The sequence below is a fragment of the Methylobacterium sp. EM32 genome (assembly GCF_040593685.1).
GTDB lineage: Bacteria > Pseudomonadota > Alphaproteobacteria > Rhizobiales > Beijerinckiaceae > Methylobacterium.
This window is the reverse complement of record NZ_JBEXZS010000091.1, coordinates 77,230-100,158: the sequence shown is the minus strand read 5'-3', so window position 1 is coordinate 100,158 and position 22,929 is coordinate 77,230. Positions and strand designations below refer to the sequence as shown.

General features: G+C 69.3%; 18 protein-coding genes. 3 read left to right on the top strand and 15 right to left on the bottom strand.

What is annotated here, in order from left to right:
* Window positions 1-9: 9 nt before the first annotated feature.
* Window positions 10-3,075, bottom strand: a complete 3,066-nt coding sequence (locus ABZT49_RS13730; RefSeq protein WP_355286600.1) for an FAD-binding and (Fe-S)-binding domain-containing protein — start codon at window positions 3,073-3,075, stop codon at window positions 10-12.
* Between the two features lie 518 nt (window positions 3,076-3,593).
* Between ABZT49_RS13730 and ABZT49_RS13725 the strand changes: the two genes are divergently transcribed.
* Window positions 3,594-4,295: an IclR family transcriptional regulator gene (locus tag ABZT49_RS13725; RefSeq protein ID WP_407943500.1), complete on the top strand. Its 702-nt coding sequence runs from the start codon at window positions 3,594-3,596 to the stop codon at window positions 4,293-4,295.
* Window positions 4,296-4,432: 137 nt separating this feature from the next.
* Here the strand turns inward: ABZT49_RS13725 and ABZT49_RS13720 are convergent, their stop codons facing one another.
* The 5 genes from ABZT49_RS13720 to ABZT49_RS13700 all read right to left on the bottom strand — a co-directional run bounded on the left by ABZT49_RS13720 (window position 4,433) and on the right by ABZT49_RS13700 (window position 10,096).
* The gene (locus ABZT49_RS13720; protein ID WP_355286598.1) at window positions 4,433-5,752 is read right to left on the bottom strand and encodes an MFS transporter; all 1,320 of its coding nucleotides are present in this window, start codon (window positions 5,750-5,752) and stop codon (window positions 4,433-4,435) included.
* A gap of 308 nt (window positions 5,753-6,060) precedes the next feature.
* Complete coding sequence (locus ABZT49_RS13715) at window positions 6,061-7,122, bottom strand: amidohydrolase family protein (protein ID WP_355286597.1); 1,062 nt, start codon at window positions 7,120-7,122, stop codon at window positions 6,061-6,063.
* A 156-nt stretch (window positions 7,123-7,278) separates the two neighbouring features.
* On the bottom strand, window positions 7,279-8,445 hold the full coding sequence (locus tag ABZT49_RS13710) for a lactonase family protein (protein WP_355286596.1): 1,167 nt from the start codon (window positions 8,443-8,445) through the stop codon (window positions 7,279-7,281).
* A gap of 187 nt (window positions 8,446-8,632) precedes the next feature.
* Window positions 8,633-9,892: an alpha-hydroxy acid oxidase gene (locus ABZT49_RS13705; RefSeq protein WP_355286595.1), complete on the bottom strand. Its 1,260-nt coding sequence runs from the start codon at window positions 9,890-9,892 to the stop codon at window positions 8,633-8,635.
* Window positions 9,893-9,913: 21 nt separating this feature from the next.
* Window positions 9,914-10,096 carry a hypothetical protein gene (locus ABZT49_RS13700; protein ID WP_355286594.1) on the bottom strand — a complete coding sequence of 61 codons (183 nt, stop codon included), beginning with the start codon at window positions 10,094-10,096 and terminating at the stop codon, window positions 9,914-9,916.
* A gap of 327 nt (window positions 10,097-10,423) precedes the next feature.
* Here ABZT49_RS13700 and ABZT49_RS13695 point away from each other — a divergent pair, with 327 nt between their 5' ends.
* Window positions 10,424-11,176: a helix-turn-helix domain-containing protein gene (locus tag ABZT49_RS13695; protein ID WP_355286593.1), complete on the top strand. Its 753-nt coding sequence runs from the start codon at window positions 10,424-10,426 to the stop codon at window positions 11,174-11,176.
* A 133-nt stretch (window positions 11,177-11,309) separates the two neighbouring features.
* On the opposite strand, the gene ABZT49_RS13690 is transcribed toward ABZT49_RS13695, so the two are convergent.
* The 5 genes from ABZT49_RS13690 to ABZT49_RS13670 all read right to left on the bottom strand — a co-directional run bounded on the left by ABZT49_RS13690 (window position 11,310) and on the right by ABZT49_RS13670 (window position 16,871).
* Window positions 11,310-12,200 (bottom strand): ABC transporter permease, encoded by an 891-nt coding sequence (locus tag ABZT49_RS13690; protein ID WP_355286592.1) that lies wholly within the window; start codon window positions 12,198-12,200, stop codon window positions 11,310-11,312.
* The gene (locus ABZT49_RS13685; RefSeq protein ID WP_355286591.1) at window positions 12,193-13,011 is read right to left on the bottom strand and encodes an ABC transporter ATP-binding protein; all 819 of its coding nucleotides are present in this window, start codon (window positions 13,009-13,011) and stop codon (window positions 12,193-12,195) included. Before ABZT49_RS13685 ends, ABZT49_RS13690 begins: the two co-directional genes overlap by 8 nt.
* Window positions 13,011-14,048, bottom strand: coding sequence for an ABC transporter substrate-binding protein (locus tag ABZT49_RS13680; RefSeq protein ID WP_355286590.1), 1,038 nt, complete (start codon window positions 14,046-14,048; stop codon window positions 13,011-13,013). Before ABZT49_RS13680 ends, ABZT49_RS13685 begins: the two co-directional genes overlap by 1 nt.
* A gap of 616 nt (window positions 14,049-14,664) precedes the next feature.
* Window positions 14,665-15,360: an IclR family transcriptional regulator gene (locus ABZT49_RS13675; RefSeq protein ID WP_355286589.1), complete on the bottom strand. Its 696-nt coding sequence runs from the start codon at window positions 15,358-15,360 to the stop codon at window positions 14,665-14,667.
* A gap of 452 nt (window positions 15,361-15,812) precedes the next feature.
* A complete protein-coding gene (locus tag ABZT49_RS13670; protein WP_355286588.1) occupies window positions 15,813-16,871 on the bottom strand; it encodes an amidohydrolase family protein in 1,059 nt (352 codons plus the stop codon).
* 206 nt (window positions 16,872-17,077) lie between these two features.
* Here ABZT49_RS13670 and ABZT49_RS13665 point away from each other — a divergent pair, with 206 nt between their 5' ends.
* Window positions 17,078-18,109: an ABC transporter substrate-binding protein gene (locus tag ABZT49_RS13665; protein WP_355286587.1), complete on the top strand. Its 1,032-nt coding sequence runs from the start codon at window positions 17,078-17,080 to the stop codon at window positions 18,107-18,109.
* Window positions 18,110-18,468: 359 nt separating this feature from the next.
* Here ABZT49_RS13665 and ABZT49_RS13660 read toward each other — a convergent pair whose 3' ends face one another.
* The 4 genes from ABZT49_RS13660 to ABZT49_RS13645 form a co-directional block, all read right to left on the bottom strand.
* Window positions 18,469-19,350, bottom strand: coding sequence for an amidohydrolase family protein (locus ABZT49_RS13660; RefSeq protein ID WP_355286586.1), 882 nt, complete (start codon window positions 19,348-19,350; stop codon window positions 18,469-18,471).
* Window positions 19,351-19,366: 16 nt separating this feature from the next.
* Window positions 19,367-20,725 (bottom strand): TIGR00366 family protein, encoded by a 1,359-nt coding sequence (locus ABZT49_RS13655; protein WP_355286585.1) that lies wholly within the window; start codon window positions 20,723-20,725, stop codon window positions 19,367-19,369.
* A gap of 100 nt (window positions 20,726-20,825) precedes the next feature.
* Window positions 20,826-22,049, bottom strand: a complete 1,224-nt coding sequence (locus ABZT49_RS13650; protein WP_355286584.1) for a CoA transferase — start codon at window positions 22,047-22,049, stop codon at window positions 20,826-20,828.
* A 4-nt stretch (window positions 22,050-22,053) separates the two neighbouring features.
* Window positions 22,054-22,914, bottom strand: a complete 861-nt coding sequence (locus ABZT49_RS13645) for a CoA ester lyase (protein WP_355286583.1) — start codon at window positions 22,912-22,914, stop codon at window positions 22,054-22,056.
* Window positions 22,915-22,929 lie beyond the last annotated feature (15 nt).

Genomic DNA, 22,929 nt, shown 5'->3' with positions numbered 1-22,929 from the left:
TCTCCTGTCTCAGATGGTCTCGGAATGGCGCGCCGGGCCGAGGCGGGGCGCGGGGATTGGTTTCGCGAGGTGGTCGCGCAGGATCTCGACCGGGTGCGGCAGCCGCACGGCGTCGACGATCTTCACTTGCGAGCGGCACGAATAGCCGTCGGCGAGGAGGCGGCCGGTCCGGCCGCTCTCGGCCACGGGCTTCGCCCAGCTGAGGCCGTAGATGCGCTCGGAGGTCGCCCGGTTCTCGGCCTCGTGGCCGTAGGTGCCGGCCATGCCGCAGCAGCCCGAGGGCAGCACGGCGAGGTTCAACCCGAAGGCCCGGAAGACCTGCGTCCAGGCCGCCACGGCGGGTTGCGCCGTCGCCCGCTCGGTGCAGTGCGGCAGCAGCCGGTAGGGCTCGCCGTCCGCCGCGGCGGCGCGCGTATCGAGGCGCGCGGCGAGCCATTCCTGCACCAGCGCGACCCGCGGCAGGTCGCGCCCCGGCAGCGCCTGCTTGTACTCGGAGCGGTAGGTCAGGGTCATCGACGGGTCGAGGCCGATGAGGGGCACGCCGGTCGCGGCGAGCCGGCCGAGATCCTCGACATTGCGGGCAGCGACCCTCTCGAATTCCCCGAGGAAGCCGTGGACGTGCAGCGGCTTGCCGTTGGGGCGGAACGGCGCGAGCCAGGGCCGGATCCCTAAGCTCATCAGCAGGTCGAGGAGGGCCAGCAGGACCGGCGTGTCGTAGTGGCTGGTGAAGGCGTCCTGCACCACGATCACGCTCGACAGCCGCTCGGCCGGCGAGAGCCGCGCCAGAGCGTCCGGCTCGGCCAAGGCGACGCCGCGCCGCGCCGTCTCACGCCCGAGATCGATCCCGGACAAGTTCGGCGCATGGACGAGGCCGACCGCCCTCCCCGCTCCGAGCCGCATCGCCGCGTTGACGAGGCGCGGGGCCTTGGCGAGCCAGGGCGCCAGCGGCTCCAGGGCCGCGATGGCGTGGTGGCGCAGGGGCCGCAGGTAGCGGCCGTGATAGAGTTCCAGGAACTTCGCCCGGAAGGTCGGGACGTCGACCTTGATCGGGCACAAGCCCGTGCAGGACTTGCAGGCGAGGCACCCGGCCATCGCCTCATGGACCTCGTGCGAGAAGTCGTCGTCGCGCCGGCGCAACGTCGCGGCGAGGCGGGCGGGAAACCCGAGCCAGCCCGCCCGGGACCGTGACGCCCGCGCCTCCGCCAGCGGGTCGACCCCTTGCACGGCGAGCCGCCGCAGCCACTCGCGCATCAGCTGGGCGCGGCCCTTGGGCGAGTGCCGGCGCTCGCGCGTGCCCTTCCAGGACGGGCACATCGCCTCGTCCGGGTCCCAGGAATAGCAGGCGCCGTTGCCGTTGCAGTGCAGGGCCTCGTCGTAACCGGCCCGCACCTCGGCCGGGATCGCCCGGTCGCGGTCGCCCTTCGTCGGCACGCCGTCCACCGTGAGCAGTTGCCCGCCCGCCGGTGCCGCGATCTTGCCGGCGTTGAACTGGTTCCTCGGGTCGAAGACGGCCTTCACCGCCTGGAGCGCGGGATAGAGCGGGCCGAAGAACCGGGGCGAGAACTCCGAGCGCACGCCCTTGCCGTGCTCGCCCCAGAGCAGCCCGCCGTATTTCCGCGTCAGCCCGACCACCTCCTCGGTGACCGCGCGCACAAGGCCCTCGGCGCCCGGCGCCTTCATGTCGATCGTCGGCCGGACATGCAGGACGCCGGCATCGACGTGGCCGAACATGCCGTAATCGAGGTCGCGCCGGTCGAGGGCCGCCCGGAACTCGGCGATGAAATCGGCGAGGTTCTCCGGCGGGACCGCGGTATCTTCGACGAAGGCGATCGGACGCGCCTCGCCCTTCTGGTTGCCGAGAAGGCCGACCGCCTTCTTGCGCATGGTCCAGATCCGGCCGACATCGGCCTCGCCCCGCGCCACCGTGTAGCCGCGCCGCCCCGCCTCCGGTCCGTCTCCGTCGAGCATGGCCGTCAGGCGGGCGAGCGCTGCTTCAACCGCGGCCTCGCTGTCGCCGACGAACTCGACGAGGTTGACGCCGCGCGCCCGCTCGCCCGCGTCCTCGGGGAAGAAGGCGGCGACGCCGTCCCAGATCGAATCGCCCTGGGCCAGTGCCAGCACCTTGGAATCGACCGTCTCGATCGACGCCGGCGCGAGGCTGCTGAGCGCCCGCGCGTCGCGCAACGCCGCGTCGAAGCTGCCGTAGCGCAGGTTGACGAGCGCCACGTGGCTCGGCAGCGGCAGGACGGCGAGCGTCGCCTCGGCCAGGAACCCTAGCGTGCCTTCCGAGCCGCACAGGACGGCGTTGAGGTCGAAGCGCCCGTCGGAACGCCGGATGTGGGCGAGGTCGTAGCCGGTCAGGCAGCGGTTGAGGGGCGGGAAAATCTCGGCGATCAGCGCGGCATTCTCGCGCTGGATCCGGTCGACCTCGCGGTGGATCGCCCCGGCCCGGTCGGGCCGCGCCTGCACCGCCGCGAGCCCGGCCGCGTCGAGGGATTCGGAGTGCCAGACCGTGCCGTCGGAGAGGATCGTGGTCAGCGCCAGCACGTGGTCGCGGGTCTTGCCGTAGAGGCAGGAGCCCTGGCCGCAGGCGTCGGTCGAGACCATGCCGCCGATCGTGGCGCGGTTCGAGGTCGAGAGCTCGGGGGCGAAGAACAGCCCGTGGACTTTGAGCGCCGCGTTGAGCTGGTCCTTCACCACGCCGGCCTCGACCCGGACCGTGCGGGCCTCGGGATCGATGGCCAGGATGCGGTTCATGTGCCGCGACAGGTCGACCACGATTCCGTCGGTGAGGGACTGGCCGTTGGTGCCGGTGCCACCGCCCCGGGGTGCGATCCGCACCTCGGCGAAGCGATCCTCGGCCAGGAGCTTGGCGATCCGCACGAGGTCGTCGCGGTCGCGCGGGAAGGCGATGGCTTGCGGGGTGAGCTGGTAGATCGAGTTGTCGGTCGCCAGCACGGTGCGGTCGGCGCGCGACAGCGACAGATCGCCGGCAAAGCCCCGCGCCCGCAGCTCGGCGCAGAAGGCTGCGGAGAGCGATGCCGTCTCGGGAGCGGAGGTCAGGCGCGGGATCATGATGATCGGACCTTGGCGTCTGGATCTTGGGTGAGCGGGTGTCGGTAGATCGGGCTCAGACCCGGCGAGCCGGTGAGGCGATCGTCAGGCTCGTTCGACCCGCAGGCCGGCGCGGCCGCGGCGCGCGCAGCGGACGGACGGGACCGGCAGGACGCGCCGCATCCCCTCGCGGCGACCGGTCTGCCCGTCGACCACGGAGGGTGATGCGAATGCCGGCTGCGCCGATCCTGCCCGCGTCATGACGCCTGCTCCCTGATATTTTGCAACGTCGTTTCGTTTTCAATAGAGGCGTCGCCCGGTCGGGTCAAGCGTCCGGTGCTCGCTCACGGCCTCCCGGAAGCCGCAGGGATAGCCGCCACCGGGGCGGCCTGCCTGACGCGTCCCGCCACGCCGCATGCCGCTTGGCTGAGAAAAAGGCGCGGAAATCAATGACCTAGCGCATCACCGGATTGCGCCGTGCTCGGGCGATGCTCTAGGGGAGGCAGCCGCATCGGCGGACCATGAGCGAGCGCGAGAGCATGTCGAAAGAGGCCCGACCGAGACCCAAGCTCGAAGGCGTCGCGTCGGCCGAGCGGGTGCTGACCATCCTGGCCGCGTTCCAGCGCGGCGACGACGCGCTCGAGCTGACGGAAATCGCCCGGCGCACGGAACTCGTGAAGAGCACCATCATGCGGCTGTGCATCTCGCTCGAGAAGTTCGGCTTCATCGAGCGGCTGGATGACGGGCGCTATCGCCTCGGCGTCGAGGCGGCGCGGATCGGTTCGGTCTACCAGCAATCCTTCGCGCTGGAGCAGCGGGTCGTCCCGGTGCTGGAGCGCCTGGCCGCCGAGTCGATGGAGACGGCGTCGTTCTACATCCGCCGCGGCAACCAGCGCCTGTGCCTGTTCCGGGCCGACTCGCCCTACCCCCTGCGGATGAACGTGCGGCCGGGCGACATGCGGCCGATGGATCAGTCGGCGATCGCCCAGGTGCTGGCGACCTTCGGCGATCGGGTGGACCCGCCGGGAGATCGGGAGCTTCCCTTCTACACCTCGGGCGTCACCGACCCGCACGTCGCCTCCCTGGCGATGCCGGTCTTCGGCGCCGGGCGCAGGCTGATCGGGGCACTGGCCCTGTCGGGCCCATCCTCGCGCCTCACCAAGGAACGGGCTGATACCCTCGCGCCACGGCTTCGCGAGGCCGCCGAGCGACTGTCGACGGAATTGGGCGCAGATATTTAAAATAAGTATCCAGAGCGGCGCTCGATCACATTGCAATCGGGCACGGCTCCAAGTCTTTGATTGTTGCCGCATTGTCGTCACCCAACCGGCGGCCACTTGGTCGAAAAGAGCGTCAGGCTCGTGGCCGGATCGCGCGTTCAAGCCCCCGTATGGGCCCCCTCCGGGGCCCCGGCCGACTCCGTCCTGGCGCTCAAGACCACGGTGACAGCCCCAACCGCCGAGAGCGCGACGAGCGGCAGGACGGCGAGTGCAAAGCTTCCGGTCGCGTCCTTGATGGTGCCGATGAGGACGTTGCCGAATAACGGGACGGCGCTTCCGAGCGCATTGATCATCGCGATGCCGGCCGCCGCGTCCCGCGCCGACAGCCGTTCCGTCGCCAGACCCCAGAACGGGCCCTTCATGGAGTAGGTGCCGACGAGCGCCAGGGACAGGATCACCAGGAACACGCCGACCGAACCGCCGGCCAGGGAGGCACAGCCGAGCGCCGCGGCCGACAAGCCGACGGGAAGAGCCGTGTGCCACACACGCTCCCGGGTCCGGTCCGAGCGGCGCGCCCACACCACCATCGCGATGGACGCGATCGCGAAGGGAATGCCGTTCACCAGCCCGACCTGGAAATTGGTCAGCCCGAAGGTCTTGATCATCTGCGGCGTCCAGACCGACAGGCCCTGGCTGGTGCCCGCGGTTCCACAGTAAGCCAGAGCGAGGATCAGCACGGTCTTGTTGAACAGGGCGTCGCGCAACCGGGGATGTTCGGACCTCGGCGTGCGCGACGCTTCGAGCGCGAGTTGTTCATTGAGCCAGTCCCGTTCGGCGGGTGCGAGCCAGCGCGCCTTCTCGGGTCTGTCCGACAGGAACACCAGCGCGATGAGCCCCAGGATCACGGCCGGAATGGCTTCGACGATGAACAGCCACTGCCATCCCCGTAGCCCAAGGCTGCCGTCGAGCTGCAGCAGGGCGCCCGACAGGGGCGAGCCGATCAAGCCGGACAGGGGAATCGAGACGCTGAACAGCGCGACCATGCGGGCGCGATACGCGGACGGGAACCAGTAGGTCAGATAGAGGATAACGCCCGGGAAGAACCCGGCTTCCGCCGCGCCGAGCAGGAAGCGAACCGAGTAGAACGAATATGGTCCGACGATGAACGCCATACCGATGGCGACCATGCCCCAGGTGATCATGATGCGCGCGAGCCAAAGCCGGGGAGATCCCAGCTTCACCATGGCGAGATTGCTGGGAACCTCGAACAGCACGTACGAGACGAAGAATATTCCCGCGCCAAGGCCGAACTGCGCCGATGTCAGCCCGAGATCATGGTTCATCTCCAGGGCGGCAAAACCTGCATTCACACGGTCGATGTAGGAGATGATGTAACTGACCATGAGAAACGGAATGATGCGCCACGCGACTTTCCGCATCGTGGTTGCTTCGAGCGCGGATGCTGGAACGACAGTCATCGGTTCCTCCCTACAGTCTGTTTATTTGTGAGATGGTCGCCAGAGGCGACCACGACGAAATGCTGTTGCAAACCGCGATGCGACATGGGCCGGCCCCACGGTTTTCGGCCGTCGCCTCGGAGGAACTCGCGCCCTGGCCGTTGGTGGATAGCTCCGGCGGAAGCGGATGAGGCTTGCGTGACCCGCACGGCGCGGGCACGTTTTACCCTCTCCTGCAGGTAACGGCCCCTCGGAGACCGGATGCAGGCCGGGTCGAACAAGTGTATCTCATAAAACTTTTACTGCGCTGACGCGATCACAGCGATGATCTATTCCGCCTCACGCGAAATCCGGTACACATCGCACGCCGTCCCGGCGAACAAGGCCGCCTTCTCGGCCTCCGAATAGCCGGTAGCCAGACGCTTGAACGCGTTCCAGACGCAGCCATAGCTGGCCATGCCCTTGTCCACGGGAAAGTTGCTCTCGAACAGGCAGCGGGTGGGCTTGAACAGGGCGATGCAGGTGTCCACGAACGGCCGCCAGGCCTGCGCGAGTTCCTCGGAGGACGGCGGCAGGGCAGCCTCGTGGAAGCGGAATCCGCTGACCTGCATCGCCAGCCCGCCGAGCTTCATGCGGATGTTGGGTCGCTCGGACAGACGCTGCATGCCGGCGCGCCACTCCGCGAAGACATCGTCCGGGCGTCCAGCGTGCCGACCGGTGCCGACCGGTCCGCCCGCATGGTTCACGACGACCAGCAATTCGGGCACGGAGGCAGCCAGGTCGGCGATCTCGTCGAGCTGGGTGTGGTAGGCCCACACGTCCAGGCTCAGCCCGGCTTCGGCCACGCGCCGGGCGCCGCTCCGGAAGCGAGGGTCGTGCATCAGGCCGCGGGGCGGCAACACGATGCTGGACCGGACCTCCGGATCGTCATGCCAGGCCACCGGCATTCGGATTCCACGCAGACGGCCCTCCCCCGCTTCGGCGAGCGCGTCCAAGACCGGGGCGACCGCATCGCCCAAGGTCAGGTCGGCCGAGCCGACGATGGCGGCGCAGGCCTGAACGGGGCCGCTCGCCGCCTCCCGGGCGACGGAGCTGGCGAACGCGACCTCTCCTACGGGACGCAACTCCTCCGGGCCGTCTACCCGGTACATCGATCGGGCTTGCACGTAGACGGTTCGGGTGATGCGGTGCCCGGAATGCGCGATATCCGACAGCAATTCGGGCAGTAGGTAACGACCGCTCGTTTGCGGCCGGTCCCACAGGTGATGATGCGCGTCCACGATCTCGCGCGCCGGTTCGATCGGCAGCTCCTGCCGTGAGGCGAGCCAATCCAGGCGTACCTCCAGATGCGGCGGTGCGATGATCCGGGTCGGGTCGATGTCGGCGGTCATGCTTCACCCTCGTTCTTGCGCCGAATGATTCCGCACGGCTCTGCTGCTGCCGGGCGGTCGAGATCCACAAGACAAGTCCGGGTCATGTTCGGTCACCTTGCCGAATCTTTGCCGTTCCAGGCTCGCGTGAGCCCGAATGGTTCCTGCCCCGGCCTGTCAAGGGAGATCGACGATCTCCACCCAGTTGGCTCCCTCGCCGCCGGGGTAACGGCCGACTTCCGACAGGCGGCCGGTCTCCTGATCGATCCGGTGGACGACGACCACGTTCGACTTCTCCCCCGAGGCGACGAGGAAGCGTCCCCGTGGGTCGATCTTGATGCCCCGCGGCTGCGATGCCGTGGAGACATTCCCGAGATAACGAAGCTTGCCGGTCGCCGGATCGACCGAGAACATCGCGAGCTTGCTGCTCGTTCTCTCCGTCGTGTAGAGGAAGCGTCCGTCCGGCGTCATCTGGATATCCGCGGCCGACATCGCGCGCTTTGCGTCCGCCGGAGGTGCCTCGGCGCGGGCGGCCAGACGTGCCGCCGTGATGGGACCTTGAACGACGCCGCGAACGAGGTTGGATTCGGGCGGGACCGACTCGACGGTCCCCATCGGCGTCAAGGTTCCGCGCTCCTGGTCCAGGGCGAACTGGGCCACCGTTCCGGCTAGTTCGTGCAGCACGTAGACGAAGCGATTGTCCGGTGAGAAGACGAAGTGGCGCGGTCCTTCGCCAGGCGTCGTCTTGACGATCGGGGGATCGTTGGGAGTCAGGGCTCCGGTCGCGGCGTCGAACCGGAACTGGACGATCTGGTCGCTTCCCAGATTGCTGGCGAAGACGAACCGGTTGGTGCGGTCGGCCTGGATGGCATGCGCGTTGTTGCCGGTCGGCACGACCTGGATCGCGTCGCGGGTGACCTTGCCGTCGTCGTCGATCGGGCTGACCGCGACCTTGTTGCCGGCATACGACGCGGTGAACAGGAAATGGCCGGCGCGGTCCGTCGCCACGTAGGGCATGCTGCCCGGCAAGGATGCCTCGGCCACCTTCGCCAGAGCGCCGGATTGGCCGTCGATGGCGTAGGTCAGGACGCGGGTCGGATCCGACCGGACGACCGCGTAGAGGTGATGCTTGTCCGGCGAGACCGCCAACGGCATCACGATCTTGGCAGCGGGGGTCTTTGCCTGCGGGGTCAAGGCCCCGCCGACGGGATCCATCGTGAAGACGTCGATGTCACCGTCGACCGAGTTCGAGATGTACATCATCGTCCTGGCCAGAGCCGGCGCCGCGGCTAGCGGCGCGAGGGCCAGACCTGTCGCGAGCAGGTATTTCAGTCCCACAACCATCGCGTTCCTCCTCGAACTCGGTATCCTATCGGTCCGTCGACGATCGGCATGGTCCGGCATGTTGACGTGTGACGTGTCGGGCCGTGGATCGGCACCGATCCCGTTCTTCGCGACTTTCGTGTTCTCTGCGCCGAACCGCCGTTCATGTCGCCCGCGGACGCCGGCGCCATGGCGTGGACGGTCCTTGTCAACCTGGGGAGAGCGGTCGATCGCTCCGCCACAGAAAGCTGTCATCCAGCTCGGACAGGCTGTTGATCCCGAGCAGCGCCATGTCGCGGTGGATTTCTTCCTTGAGGAGGGCGATGGCGCGGTTCACGCCCCGCCTGCCGAAGGCCGAGGCGGCATAGAGGAACGGCCGGCCGACGAACACGAAGTCGGCCCCGAGCGCCAGGGCCTTCAACACGTCCGTTCCTCGGGTGATCCCGCCGTCGATCATGATGGCGGCCCGCCCGTCGAGCGCCTCGACCACGGATGGCAGGGCGTCGAGGGGAGCCATGGTCCCGTCGAGCTGACGCCCGCCGTGGTTCGAGACGACGATGCCGTCCGCCCCGCAGTCCACGGCCGCCCGCGCGTCGTCCGCGCGGATGATGCCCTTGACCACGAGCTTGCCGGACCAGCGCGCGCGGATGCGCGCGAGGTGCTCCCAGTTGAGGTGATCGCGCTTGCCGAAATCGCGCATCACTGATCGCGCGACGATCGGTGCGCCGCGCGTCGCGTAGGAGTTCTCGAAATGCGGCACGCCGTGGTGGACGAGCGTGCGCAGGAACGTCCCGACCGTCCAGACCGGGTGCGACACGCCCTCCCAGGCCAGCCGGAGGCTCGGCCGCAGCGGCGTCGAGAATCCGGCACGGATGTTGTTCTCCCGGTTGGCGAGCGTCGCCGTGTCGACGGTGAGGACCAGCGTGCCGAAGCCTGCGGCCGCGACGCGGTCGACGAGCGCGTCGATCCGGTCCGGTTCTCCGGGCAAGTAGGCCTGGAACCACGACGACGGGGCGGCCGCCGCGACCTCCTCGAGGCGGATGAGCGACGACCCGCTCATGATCATCGGGATCTGCGCGGCTTCCGCGGCCTGCGCCAGGACCAGGTCGCCCCGATACGCCATCAGGGCGCTGATGCCCATCGGCGAGATCCCGAACGGAGCGGCGTAGTCCCTGCCGAGCAGGGATCGGCGCTGGCTTCGCCGCGACACGTCTGTCAGGACGCGGGGCCTGAAGCCGTAGTGCCGGTACGAGCCGCTGTTATGCGCGAGCGACGCATTGGTCTCGCTCGCGCCGGCGATGTAGCCGAAGAGTGGCCGAGGCAGCCGGCGCCTGGCATGCGCCTCGAAATCGCCGAGGCACAGGACGTCGGGCAGATCCTTGACCGGATTGGACGGCGAGGCCTTCCGGGTCTCGCGAGGACGAGAAACAGGCTGCATCGTGCCGTCCGCGACAGCTCCCTTGTCCATCCCTATCCCTCCAAAGCTTTGTTATTGTTTGTTGTTGTGACGATATTCGATGCCGTGCCCATCCGAGGCGATGGTCACGTTCTGAATGGAGCGCATGCCGTCCGGGGCGGGATGGCAGCCGTTGCACGCGCATGCTGCCGGCTTGATCGGCGGGACCGCGGTAGCCGCGCCGAGGAGGCGAGCGTCGTCCGTTTCCATCACCATGACCGGTCCTCCATGCGATCCGACAGACGCGACCGGCGACCCCGTCGCGTGCGATCCGGCGTCGGTGGATCGTACCCGTCCCGGCGTATCATTCGCACCGGATGCCGCGATTTTTGAAATCGCAATTTCAATTTCGATATGGGATTTCGGTGCCGGGATCAAGCGACGACAGGCCCGGGCGCGACCATCCGTAGCCGCGGCGTGAGGTCGAACCGCGCGGCGGGTCCGGACGGGTGCCGAGCTTGTGGCGGGTGGCGATGCGGCGCGAATGCGGACTATATCCGGGCGGCCGGGAACCGCCGCTGGACCGGGGAGGACGTCGCGCGCATGCAGGGTGAGAGCTTCGAGGAGGATTCCGCGGGCAAGGCGTACAAGGTCAAGACCCGTCCGAAACTGGAAGGGGTGGCCTCCGCGGGTCGGCTGCTGACCGTCCTGACCGCGTTCCGGCGCGGCGACGCGGCTTTGGACCTGGCCGAACTCGCCGAGCGCACGCGCCTCGTCAAAAGCACGATCATGCGCCTGTGCATCTCGCTGGAGGAGTTCGGCCTGATCCAGCGTACCGACGACGGCAAGTATCACCTCGGCATGGAGGTCGCCCGGCTGGGATCCATCTATCTCGAAGGGTATGGGCTGGGACAGCGCGTCATCCCCGCGCTCGAGGAGCTCGTCGCCGCCACCCAGGAAACCGGGTTCTTCTACGTCCGGCGGGGCAACCAGCGCCTGTGCGTGTTTCGCGTGACCTCGCCGTCCCGGCTCCGGATCGACGTCCGCCCCGGGGACCTGCGTCCGCTGGACCAATCGTCGACGGCGCAAGTCCTTCGCCTGTTCGACACCCCGGACAGCGGGGCCGACCTCGACGATGCGCCGATCTACACGAGCGGAACGACCGATCCGCACATCGCGTCGATGTCGATGCCGGTCTTCGACGCCGAGGGTCGTCTGCTCGGGGCCATGACGGTCTCGGGTCCGCTGTCCCGCTTCACGCCCGAGAAGGCCGCGGCGGCGCGGGACACGCTTCGCCGGCTGGCGTCGAGCGTCTCCGGCCCGTCGGGCGGCTCGGGCGCCGGACCGGTGGCCTGACCCGGTCGCGCGACCTCTGCGGCATGCACGGCTGAAACAGCCCCCTATCGCATCGCGATCGAGGGCTGATCCAGATCTTCGATTTTCCGATATTGCGCCGACGAACCGTCATCCGCTTCGTCGGGCGGGGCTCTCAGTGGTTCTGCATGCCCCACTTGCGGATCGTCATCGTCTCGATGGTGCGGAAGACGAGGCCCTCGACCGCGAGGCCGATCAGGATCACCGTGAGCAGGCCGGCGAAGACGCTGGCGGTCTCGAGGGCGTTGCGCGCCTCGAAGATGTACCAGCCGAGGCCGGCCGCGTTGCCGGACACGCCGAAGACCAGCTCGGCCGCGATCAGCGTGCGCCAGGCGAAGGCCCAGCCGATCTTGAGGCCGGCGAGGATCGACGGGAAGGCCGCCGGGATGAGGATGAACACGACCATGCGCAGGCCGCCGAGCCCGTAGTTGCGCCCGGCCATGCGCTGGGTCTGGCTCACCGACAGGAAGCCCGTGAAGGTGTTCAGCGACACCGCCCAGAGCACGGAATGGACGATCACGAACACGATCGAGGTCGTGCCGAGGCCGAACCAGAGCAGCGCCAGCGGCAGGATGGCGATGGCGGGCAGCGGGTTGAACATCGCCGTCAGCGTCGCGAGGATGTCGGTGCCGATCCGGGTCGCCACCGCCAGCGTCGTCATCACGGCGGAGATCGCGATGGCGGTGGCGTAGCCGATGAGGAGCACCTGGAGCGAGGTGATCGCGGCGCTCGGCAGGCGCCCCGAGGCGACGTCCGACCACCAGGCGACCAGGGTGTCGCTGAAGGAGGGGAACATCAGCGGGTTGGAGAGCATGCGGGCATAGACCTCCCACACGATCGCCAGCGCCACGAGCACCAGGGCGCGGCGCACCGCGGTGATCGCGAACACGCCCTCCCAGAAGCCGATCGGGCGGCTGATGTCGCCGATCTCGCTGACATCCGTGGTGGTGCGTTCGATGTCGGGGCGGGCGATGCCGCGGGCCCCGGTCTGCGCGAGCTCAGCCATGCGCGGTCTCCTCGTTGCCGAACAGCATGCCGTTGATCTTGCGGTTGAAGGCCATGAAGTCGGCGTCCCCCTGGTGCTCGTGGCTGTAGGCGGTGGCGTCGAGCTCGGCCCGCACCTGCCCCGGATGCGGGGTCAGCACGAGGATGCGCGAGCCCAGGACGATCGCCTCCTCGATCGAGTGGGTGACGAAGAGCAGCGTGAAGCGCACGTCGTCCCAGAGCTGGAGCAACTCCTCCTGCATGCGGCGCCGGGTGAGCGCGTCGAGGGCGGCGAAGGGCTCATCCATCAGCAAGATCTGCGGCTCCATCGCGAGGGCGCGGGCGATGGCCACGCGCTGCTTCATGCCGCCCGAGAGCTGGTGGGGGTGGACGTCCTGGAAGCGGCCGAGCCCGACCTTCTCCGTCGCGCGCCGCGCCCGGTCGCGGATCTCGCTGCCCGGGAAGCGCCCGGTGCGCCGCATCGGGAACATCACGTTCTCGATCACGGTCATCCAGGGCATGAGCTGGTCGAATTCCTGGAAGACCATCATGCGGTCGGGTCCCGGCCGGTCGATGACCCGGCCTTCGAGTCGCATGTCGCCCTCGGTCGGGGTCATGAACCCGGCGACGCACTTGAGCAGCGTGGACTTCCCGCAGCCCGAGGGGCCGAGCAGGATGAAGCGGTCCTCGCGCGCCACGTCGAAGGAGACGCGGTAGGTCGCGGTGACGAGGCGGTCGCGCGTCTTGTACTGGAGGGTGACGCCGTTGACGGAGAGGAGCGTCGCTCCGGCGGGGGCCGCGGCGGGCAACGGGTTCGGACGAACGGCGAGCATCAGGCGCCTGCTCCCTGGGTGATCGGACCGACGAAGACGTCCTGCCAGCGGGCGGGCGCTTCCTTGAGCTCGCCGCTGCGCTTCATGAAGCCCGCGAAGGCCATGATCCCGCGCGGTTCCACCGTGAAGGTCTGGGCGCGCACCGCGGCGGCGACCTCGTCGGCCGAGAGGGCGGTCTTCTCGACCTCCCGGTAGATCTGCGCCACGCGGTTCGGGTCGTCGCGGATCACGTCCATCGCCTCCTTGAGGGCGGCCACGATGGTAGCGACCGCGGCCGGGTTGGCGGCGGCGAACTTGCCGGTCGTGGCGAGCAGGGCTCCCGAATACGGACCGCCGATGATCTCCCGGCCGTTCACCACCTTCGTGCACTTGCCCGAGGCTTCGAGGGTGCTGATGAAGGGGGGCGCCGCGAAGTAGAGCGAGATCGAGGACTTGGAGATCAGGGCCGTCGTCGCGTCGGGATGGGGCAGCGCCACCATCTGCTTGTCGAAGCGCCCGGACTGGCCCGGGCCGTAGAGCTTCTCGGCGGCCATGCGCAGCAGGATCGCCTGGGGCGACGTGGTCGCGGTCACGGCGATGCGGTCCGTCGGCTTGATGTCGGCGATCGACCGGATGGCGGGGTCGTTGGTGTAGAGCGTCAGGACGCCCTCGTTGCAGGCCGCGATGCCGCGCAGGTCGTAGGAGCCGCGGGTCTTGAGCCAGGCGGCCAGCAGCGCGGTCGGGCCGTAGGCGCCGACGTCGAAGGTGCCGCTGAAGATGCCGTCGTTGATCGCGGGCGAGCCGCTGACACGGCGCACGTCGAAGGTGGTGTCGGCGATGCCGTTCGCCTTCGCGTGCTTGGCGAAGAGGCCGAGCTTGTCGGCGACCGTGGTGGCGAGGTGACTCGTCCCGAACTGGATCGCGATCGAGACCGTCTTCTTGGCTTGAGCCCGCGCCGGACCGGCGCCGGCGAGCGCCCCGGCTGCAACCAGACCCAGCAATCCCTCTCGTCGTGTGAGGCCGGCCATGTCTCCCCCTTCGTCGCGTCTCGTCGTCATGGTGAATTCCGGCCGTGTCGGCCGCCGCTCCCGGGCGCGGGCGAGGCACCCTCGGGGCCCGGCCCCGTGCCGGTGCGGATCGTCGCGTCTCGCTGCGGTCAGGCCGCCGTCGCGGCGCGTCGCCGCGGCCATCGGTCGGAGCGCGTGCTCCGGCACGGACCGGGCATCGGCGCCCTGCGTGACGAGCGAGTTGGCCTGGGAGCTGAAGCCGGCCCTACATCGGTGAGGTGTGCGGCGCGCACGATGACGGCCTCGATCCCCTCCGCGGCGGCGATGTCGGCAGGCGGCGTGGACGGCGCCATGGGCAGGTCGCGCAACCCGGATTCCTCCGCCGGGCGATATGCCGGCGCTGCGAGCGGGGTTCCCGTGACGAGATTCGTCGCATGCATGGTCACACCTCCCCTCTCGAGAGGGCACCGCGGGACGGAGGATGTCTCGGGAGAAGGGCGCACTGCGCCGCCACCTCGGCCGGTCGTTTTCCTCCGCGGACCTCGCGTGCCCGTCATTCTTCGGGTCGGCGCAGGGCGCCCACCACTCGTTGGCTGCATAAGAGCATATTGAAACACCGTTGCAAAGAATGTTTCGCAACGGTGTTCTGTTTTTTGTGCGGCTTGCGCTAACGACCCGCGTCTCGCCCCAGGGCGCGTGTGAGCCTCGCGGCGCTCTCGACGAGGAGAGGGGCGATCGCCGCGACGTGTCCTTCGGTCAGGCGCGAGGCCGGGCCCGAGATGGCGAGCGCGCCGACCAGGCGCCCGCCCGCCCCGAAGACCGGGACGGCGGAGGACGATACGTGGGGATCGGTCACGCCGTGCGAGTGGAACGGCAGCGTCACGGCCGGCGCGGGGTCATCGGTGGTATCGAAGCGAGCGAGCACCTGGGCGATCGAGGATTGATCCATCGGCCGCAGGTCGCCGGGACGGACATGCATGCGCAGAGGCGACGGCGAGTCGACGCGGAACAGGCAGACCCGATGCTCGCCACGCCGGATGTAGAACGAGGCCGTCTCGCCGGACGCCGCCACGAGGCGTTCGAGCACCGGGACAACGTGCGCCTCCAGGGCGAAGGATTGCAGGTAGACGGAGCCGAGCCGCGCGATCTCGGTGCCGAGCCGGTAGCGCCCGTCCGGGATCCGCTCGATGAGGCCGAAGCGCTCCAGCGAGACGCACAGGCGCATGATCGTGCTCTTGACGAGGTCCGTGCGCGCGGCGAGCTCGGCCAGGTCCAGGGCGTCGTCGCCGCGCCGGAAGGCGGTGAGCACGGTGAGCAACCGGTCGGCGGAGGCGACGCCCTCCACCTTGGGACGGGCACGCATCCGGCCGTTCGCGGTTCCGGCCGCCATCCGTGACCTCAATACGTCAACCGGCATGGGAATTTTTACCTGCTGACTTGGTGGCTGAAGACATGGCTGCTCCTGTGACGATGGGTCGGCGCGGAGCACCGGACCCGTCTCCGGCTAGACCACGAACGGGCGTCCCGGGCCCGGGGGCTGTCCGGGGAAAATCCCGTCAAAAAATCAAGCGCGGGATCCACTCTCCCGTATGGGAGAGGGGTAGGGGTGAGGGTGAAACGCTTCCGCAGTAAAGCTCGAACTGTCGTGCTGGCAGCGGAACGGTTTGAGCGAGATTCAGGACCGTAGCACCCTCACCCCCGGCCCCTCTCCCACACGGGAGAGGGGGGACCCGCGCTCTTCTCGTCTCGAACGTTTCCCCGGACAGCCCTGCGGGGCCAGGTAGGGAGCACGGCCCCGGCACGGGCCTGAATCCGTCAGGGGACGCCCGAGATCACCGCGGCATCGAGGCGGTAGATGCGGCAGGCCGTGCCGTGGAAGAGCGCCGCCGTCTCGGCGGGCGAGGCCCCCGCGGCGAGGCGCTTGAAGGCGTTCCACAGCACGCCGTAGGAGACCATGCCCTTGTCGACCGGGAAGTTGCTCTCGAACAGGCAGCGCTGCGGTCCGAAGAGGTCGAGGCAGGCCCCGATCACCGGTCGCCACGCCTCGGCGAGGTCGAGGGAGCCCGGCGGTCGGGCGCGCTCGTGGAAGGCGTGGCCGCCGACCCGCATCGCCAGCCCGCCGAGCTTCACGACGAGGTTTGGTCGGCGCGACAGCGCCGCCATGCCGACCTGCCATTCGGCGAAGGCCTCGGCCCGACGGCCCGCGTAGGGACCGACGCCGATCGGACCGCCGCAATGGTCGAGGACGATCGTCGTGTCCGGGCAGGCATCGGCCAGGGCCGCGACCTCGGCGAGCTGGGTGTGATAGGCCCAGACGTCGAGGGTCAGCCCGCGCCGGCCGAGGCGGCGGGCGCCCTCGCGGAACCCCGCATGGGCGAGCAGGCCGGGCTTCGGCGGCACCGGGTTCGAGACGACCTCGGGATGGGCGTGCCAGGCGGTCTGGTTGCGGATGCCCCGCAGGCGGTCGCCGCCGGCGCGCTCGAGGGCGTCGAGGACCGGTTCCACCGCGTCGCCGAGAGTCAGATCGGCGCAGGCGACGATCGCCGCGCAGGCCGCGCGGCGGCCGTAGAGCCCGCTCGCGGCCTGCGCCGCGACCCCGTTGGCGAACTCGACCTCGCCCACGGGCCGGAGCGACTCAGGCCCGTCCGGCCGATACATCGACCGGCTCTGCACGAAGACCGTGGCCCGCACGTCGTGGCCGGCCTTCATGTCGGCGAGCAAATCGTCGAACAGGTACCGACCCTCGGGCCGATCCCAGAGGTGATGGTGGGCGTCGACGATCGGCAGATCGGGCTCGAGGGCGGGCTCCCGGGTCAGCGCGAGCCAGTCGGGCCGCACGCCGAGATGCGGCGTGCCGGAGGGGGCGGCGGCCATTTCAGATCGCGATGAAGCAGCGGGACCGCGCCGCCACCACCGCCGATACCGGCCGGCGGCGTCCCAGGGTCTGACATGCGACCATCGTCGTCCTCCCGAAGCCGAGCGCGCCGTTCATCGCCACCGCGAGAGCACGCATTGACAGACGAGTTGTAGCCCGCCAGTTTGTTTTTGCAACGGTGTTCTAAAAATTCAAGGGAGGAACCATGTCCCATCTCCGCATGCGCGGGATCACCCGTCGCAGCGCCGCGACGCTGCTGGCGGCCGGCCTCGCGGCCCTGGCCTGCGCATCCCCTGCCTCCGCCGCCGAGACGAAGCTGGTGACCATCGCGATCCAGTACGGATACGCCTACCTGCCGGTCGTCGTGGCCGAGAAGCTCGGGTTCTTCGAGCGCCAGCTCGCCGCCGCGGGCGCCGCCGGCCGGACGGTGGCGATCCAGAAGATCAGCGGCGCCCCCGCCATCAACGACGCGATGATCAGCGGCACCGTGGATATCGGAGCCTACGGCCTGCCCGGCATGCTGATCGCCGCCGAGAAGACGCGCGGCTCCATCGCCGTGCGCGGCCTCGCAGCGCTCGTGGCCGGCGACAACGGGCTCTACGTCAATCGCCCCGACATCAAGTCGATGGCGGACTTCAAGCCCGACGACCGCATCGCCGTGACCTCGACGACCGGGCAGCAAGGCCTCCTGGTGCGCATGGCGGCCGAGAAGGCCTTCGGCGAGGGGGGCGCCCGCCGGTTCGACCGGATGATGGTGCAGCTCCCGCACCCGGATGCGACGGCCTCGCTGCTCGCGGGCGGAACGATCGTCGGCTACGCGGCCCCGCATCCCTACAGCGACATCGTCGAGAAGAGCGGCAAGGCGCATCGGCTGTTCTACTTCTCGGAGTATCTCGGGGAGAAGGTCACGAGCGGCCTGCTCGCGACGACGGGCGCCTTCATGAAGAACAACGAGGCCGCGGCCCGCGGCGTCGTGGCGGCCATCGCCGAGGCGCAGGACTACATCCGCAAGGAGCCGCGCAAGGCCGCCGAGATCTTCCTCGCCTCGGAGAAGTCGTCCCTCACCCTCGACGAGACCGAGGCGGTGCTCAAAGCCGCGTCGGGCGAGTGGGGGATCCAGCCGCAGGGCGTGATGCGCTTCGCGACCTTCATGACGCGCAACGGCCTGCTGAAGGCCGCGCCCGCGAAGTGGCAGGACGTCTTCGTCGGCCCGGTGGTGGACGGCTCCGGCACGTAGGCCGGCGATCGCGGCGCCGAAGAGCGCCAAACAATCCGCTGCGCCTCGCGGCCAGGCGCGGCGGATGTCGGAGACGGACTTCTTCGCGCGCGGGTGCCGGGGCCTGAGGATGAAGTCCTCGGGCCGGGCGCGCTCCAGCACCGCCCCGTCCTCCATGGCGATCACCCGGTCGGCGACCTCGTGGGCAAGCCCCTCTCATGGGTGACGAAGACCATCCGTAACTGGTCCGCCTCGCGTGCCGCCGTCTCAGGCATACGGTGCATCCGCATCGGGGCGAACTTCATTCCTTACTGAAAAGTTGGCATTTGGATGGTATTTCGAGGTCGCTCCGGGCACATCGAAGCGATGCCGGACACGGCTCAACCAAAACAATATAGTTCTGCGGGATTGTCGACCAGGATGCGGTCGCGCTGCCGCCCGCTGCCGGCCCATTCGGCCAGAAGATCGAATAGAACTGCGTCATCAGGCTTGTGCGGTTCGGTCACGTGCGGCCAGTCGCTGCCCCAGACCAGACGTTCGGGCGCCAGCCCGACGAAGGACCGGGCGATGCGTGTGGCGTCGGCGTAATCCGGCGGTCCCTGCTCCGTGTTGAGGTAGGCGCCTGAGAGCTTCACCCAGGTGCGCCGGCCATCGATCAGGCGGGCGATGACCCCGAAGGCCGGGTGGTCCGGCCCTTCCCGCGGCGGCAGACGGCCCATGTGGTCGATCACGATCGGACAGGGCAGCTCTGCGAGCAGGTCCGCATGAGCGAGGATCTGCGCGCCCGACATGTGAATCTGGGCGTGCCAGCCGAGATCGGCGATGCGGCGCGCCAGCGGCCGGATCATCGCCACGGTGGTGACGGTGTCGGCCGGGTTCCAGACGCTGAAGCGCAGGCCCCGAACGCCGCCGGCATCGAGGCGCCGCAACTCGGCGTCCTGGACCTCGGGATGCACGACCGCGACGCCCCGTCCGTCCGGCCCCAGGCGGGCCAGGGCGTCGAGGAGGCAGGCCGGGTCGGTGCGGTGGTACTTCGCCTGCACGATGACGCCGCGCGTGGTCCCGAGCCGGGCCTGGATCGCGCGGTAATCCGCGAAGGTCGTACCATCCGGCCGGGTGGTCTCCGGTGTCGGAAAGCGCGGGTCGAGGACGTGGAAATGGGCGTCGCAGGCCTTCGGGACCGTCCCGCTGCGCGGTAGCCCCATCCCGGCGGAATTCGGGAAGGCGCCCGTCTCGGCGGTCCCAACGGTCGAGTCCGGCATCGTTCCCCCTCCCCGCTCACGCCAGCAGGAGCAGCGCGGCGCCGTAGACGGTCCCGGCCACCGCGAAGGTGACGACGGTGAAGCCGAGCACCCGCTGGATCCCGATCCCCGCCATCGCCACAACGGGCAGTGCCCAGAAGGGCTGCATCATGTTGGAGACCTGTTCGCCCATCGCGACCGCCATGGTGGTGGCCGGAAGCGACGCATGCAGCGAGACCGCCGCGGGGATCGCGAACGGCCCCTGCACCGCCCAGTGCCCTCCCCCGCTCGGCACCAGGAAGGTGATGAACAGCGACGCGAAGTAGGTCCAGAACGGCAAGGTGTGCTGGGTCGCGATCGTCACGAAGAACTTCGAGATCATCGCGGCGAGGCCGGTCGTGTCCATGATTCCCATGATGCCGCCGTAGATCGGATACTGGAGCATCATCGAGCCGGTCTGCTTCGCGGCGTTCTTCATCGCGTCGACATAGGCGACCGGACGGCCGTGCAGGGCGATGCCGGCGATGAGGAAGATCAGGATGACGGCGTTGGCATCGAGCGAGACGCCCTTGCTCGTCCAGGTCACCGCGAGGTCGGCGACGCCGAGGGCGACGAGGACGAGGCTCAGCGTCCGCGAGCGATTCAGCCGCGCCGCCAGGCTGTCGGGCAGGGCCGGACCCTTGGTCGGGGCCGGCTCGTCCTGCGGGACGTAGATCTGCGCCTCGCTGTCCCGCGGCCGGAGCCACACGAACACGACCGGCACGAGGATGACGACGACGAGGGTAGGAATCAGGTTGAACGCGGTGAAGACCGTCTCGCTGAACGGCAGAAGCACGCCCGTGAGCTTCTCGACGATGTTGAGCGCGTTGCCGTGCGTGGCCTGAGACAGGGCGATCGAACTCGACACGCCGCTGGCCCAGATCACCCAGCCCGAATAGGCCGCCGCGACGAGCCAGCCGAAATCGAGGCGCACGCGCTTGGCGACCTCCCGGGCCAGGATCGCCCCGATGACGAGGCCGAAGCCCCAGTTGAGCCAGGAGGCGGTGGCGGCGACCAGGAAGGTCATGACGACGGCCTGGTTGGGCGTCGACACCCGCCGCACCAGTGCCCGCAATCCCCGCTGGACGAGGGGAGCATGGGCGAGCGCGTGCCCGGTCGCCAGGATCAGGATCATCTGGAAGGCGAAGCCCAGGATGCCGAACACTCCGGCGTACCAGGAGGTAACCACGATGGCGGGGCCCCCGTTCGGCGCGACGAGCAGGGCGGCCAGCACGACGAGGGCGGTCAGCCCGATCGCGAGGACGAAGGGGTCCGGGATGATCCGCTCGAACACGTAGACCGTGCCCGCAACGAAGCTCCGCCGCTCGGCGGCCGTGGCCGTGGGTTGATCCGTCATGACGTTTCCTCCTCGATTTTTTCGTCTTCGGGCGGCGCCGTGCGGGGTTCCCGGCGTCCGTGAGGCCGGATCGCCATTGGTGCCCACGGCCGGTGTCAGGTCATCCGCAGACCACGCCGTCGCGGACGAGCGCATCGAAAGCTTCGCCGGCGACGCCGATCTCCGCGAGCAGGTCCCGGTTGTGCTCGCCCAGCCGCGGGGCGGGCGTGCGGATCGTGCCGGGCGTGCCCCCGAGCCGCGGCACGACGTGGTGCATGGGAAGCCGCCCCATCTCCGGGTCGGGGTAGTCGGCGACCACCTCGCGGGCGACGACGTGCGGATCCTTGACGATCTGCGAGGCATCGTAGATCGGCCCGATCGTGACCTCGGCCGCCTCGAAGAACGCGACGGTCTCGGCCTGCGTGCGGGCGCCGATGAACGCCCCGATGATGGCGTCGAGCTCGTCGGCGTGGCGCAGCCGGTCGGCGTTGGTCCGGAAGCGGGGATCGTCGACGAGATCGGGCCGGCCGATCGCCCGAAACAGCCGCTCGGTCATCTTCTGGATCGAGCCCGACAGGCCGACATAGAGCCCGTCGCTGCAGCGATAGGCGTTGCGGGGCGCCGAGTTGGTCGAGCGCGAGCCCGTGCGCGGCTTGACTTTGCCGGTGAGCCGGTAGTTGGCCACCTGCGGGCTGAGGATGGCGAAGAGCGGATCGAGCAGCGGCAGGTCGATCACCTGGCCGCGGCCGCCATTCACCTCGACCTCACGCAAGCCGATCATCGCCGCCGACGCTCCGTAGAGCCCGGCCACCCCATCGGCGAGGTACATCGGCGGCAGCACCGGCTCGCGGTCGCCGAACCCGTTCATCGAAGCGAAGCCGGAGAAGCCCTCGATTACCGTGCCGAAGCCGGGCCTTTGCGCGTAGGGCCCGTCCTGGCCCCATCCCGAGATGCGGATGATCGTCAGGCCGGGATTCAGGGCGTGCAGCGCCGCGGGTGACAGACCCATCGTCTCCAGCACGCCCGGCCGGAAGCTTTCGACGAAGACCTGGCACGACGGCACGAGCTTGCGGATCAGGTCGACCGCGCGCGGATCGCGCATCGACAGGCAAAGGCTCTTCTTGTTGCGAGCGTAGATCTTCCAGTGAGTCTCGATGCCCTCGCTCTTCCAGGCGCGCAGCGTGTCACCCTCGGGTGGCTCCACCTTGATCACCTCGGCGCCGAAGTCGCCGAGAATCTGGGTGAGGACGTTACCGGCGAACAGGCGGGAGAGGTCGAGGACGCGGACACCGTCGAGGGTGCCCTTGGCACCGGGCTGGTAGTCGCGCTGGGCGAGATCGCTCATGAGGTCATGCCTCCATGCCGGGTTGCAGATCGGCCAGCGCCACTGTGGCGCGGGCGCGGCTGAGGAAGGGCGGGTCGACCATCTGGCCGTCGACGAGGACCGCCCCGAGCCCGCGCGCCTCGGCGTCCGCCGCCGCGTCCAGGATGCGGCGCGCCCACGCGATCTCGGCCTGGCTCGGCAGGAAGGCCGCGTTGGCAATGGCGACCTGGCTCGGGTGGATGCAGCTCTTGCCGGCAAAGCCGTGCCGGCGGGCGGCCTCGCACTCGGTGCGATAGCCCTCCGGGTCCTTCACGCCGGCGAAGGCACCGTCATAGGCCGGCAAGCCCGCCTCCGCCGCAGCGAGCCGGACGGTGAGGCGGATGTGGGCGAGCGCCGCCTGATCCGCCCGATCGATGCCGCAGGGCTCCAGCAGGTCGGCGTAGCCGATCTGCAGGCCCGCCACCCGGGGATGGGCGGTCGCCAGCTCCGCGGCCCGGCGCAAGCCCCGCGGGCTCTCGATGTTGACGAGCAGACGGATGCGCCCGGCCTCCCTGATGCCGTCAAGATGCCGGGCGGCGTCCGTGACGGCCTCCGGCTCCTCGACCATCGGCAGGTTGATCATGTCCGTACGGGGGAGCGCCACCGCCGCGAGGTCCGCGGCGAATTGGGCGGTGCCGGCGGCGTTCACCCGCACGATCACGACCTTGCCGAGATCGCCCGGCGCCGCGCGGAGATAGGCCGAGAGGGTGTCCCGCGCCTCCGCCTTGCGGGCGGCCGGCACGGAGTCCTCCAGATCGAAGGACAGGGCGTCGGCCGCGCCCGCCGCGGCCTTGGCGAACAGCTCCGGGCGCGATCCCGGCACGAACAGCTTGCTGCGCATCAGCATGGCGAACCTCCCGAT

What these genes read in the sequence shown, in the direction of transcription:
- ABZT49_RS13690 (WP_355286592.1), bottom strand. Translation starts at nt 12,200, where the DNA reads ATGGCTGAGCTCGCGCAGACCGGGGCCCGCGGCATCGCCCGCCCCGAC.
- ABZT49_RS13680 (WP_355286590.1), bottom strand. Translation starts at nt 14,048, where the DNA reads ATGACGACGAGACGCGACGAAGGGGGAGACATGGCCGGCCTCACACGA.
- ABZT49_RS13645 (WP_355286583.1), bottom strand. Translation starts at nt 22,914, where the DNA reads ATGCTGATGCGCAGCAAGCTGTTCGTGCCGGGATCGCGCCCGGAGCTG.
- ABZT49_RS13670 (WP_355286588.1), bottom strand. Translation starts at nt 16,871, where the DNA reads ATGGCCGCCGCCCCCTCCGGCACGCCGCATCTCGGCGTGCGGCCCGAC.
- ABZT49_RS13710 (WP_355286596.1), bottom strand. Translation starts at nt 8,445, where the DNA reads ATGGTTGTGGGACTGAAATACCTGCTCGCGACAGGTCTGGCCCTCGCG.
- ABZT49_RS13695 (WP_355286593.1), top strand. Translation starts at nt 10,424, where the DNA reads ATGCAGGGTGAGAGCTTCGAGGAGGATTCCGCGGGCAAGGCGTACAAG.
- ABZT49_RS13720 (WP_355286598.1), bottom strand. Translation starts at nt 5,752, where the DNA reads ATGACTGTCGTTCCAGCATCCGCGCTCGAAGCAACCACGATGCGGAAA.
- ABZT49_RS13685 (WP_355286591.1), bottom strand. Translation starts at nt 13,011, where the DNA reads ATGCTCGCCGTTCGTCCGAACCCGTTGCCCGCCGCGGCCCCCGCCGGA.
- ABZT49_RS13665 (WP_355286587.1), top strand. Translation starts at nt 17,078, where the DNA reads ATGTCCCATCTCCGCATGCGCGGGATCACCCGTCGCAGCGCCGCGACG.
- ABZT49_RS13650 (WP_355286584.1), bottom strand. Translation starts at nt 22,049, where the DNA reads ATGAGCGATCTCGCCCAGCGCGACTACCAGCCCGGTGCCAAGGGCACC.
- ABZT49_RS13715 (WP_355286597.1), bottom strand. Translation starts at nt 7,122, where the DNA reads ATGACCGCCGACATCGACCCGACCCGGATCATCGCACCGCCGCATCTG.
- ABZT49_RS13730 (WP_355286600.1), bottom strand. Translation starts at nt 3,075, where the DNA reads ATGATCCCGCGCCTGACCTCCGCTCCCGAGACGGCATCGCTCTCCGCA.
- ABZT49_RS13700 (WP_355286594.1), bottom strand. Translation starts at nt 10,096, where the DNA reads ATGGTGATGGAAACGGACGACGCTCGCCTCCTCGGCGCGGCTACCGCG.
- ABZT49_RS13655 (WP_355286585.1), bottom strand. Translation starts at nt 20,725, where the DNA reads ATGACGGATCAACCCACGGCCACGGCCGCCGAGCGGCGGAGCTTCGTT.
- ABZT49_RS13675 (WP_355286589.1), bottom strand. Translation starts at nt 15,360, where the DNA reads ATGCGTGCCCGTCCCAAGGTGGAGGGCGTCGCCTCCGCCGACCGGTTG.
- ABZT49_RS13660 (WP_355286586.1), bottom strand. Translation starts at nt 19,350, where the DNA reads ATGCCGGACTCGACCGTTGGGACCGCCGAGACGGGCGCCTTCCCGAAT.
- ABZT49_RS13705 (WP_355286595.1), bottom strand. Translation starts at nt 9,892, where the DNA reads ATGGACAAGGGAGCTGTCGCGGACGGCACGATGCAGCCTGTTTCTCGT.
- ABZT49_RS13725 (WP_407943500.1), top strand. Translation starts at nt 3,594, where the DNA reads ATGTCGAAAGAGGCCCGACCGAGACCCAAGCTCGAAGGCGTCGCGTCG.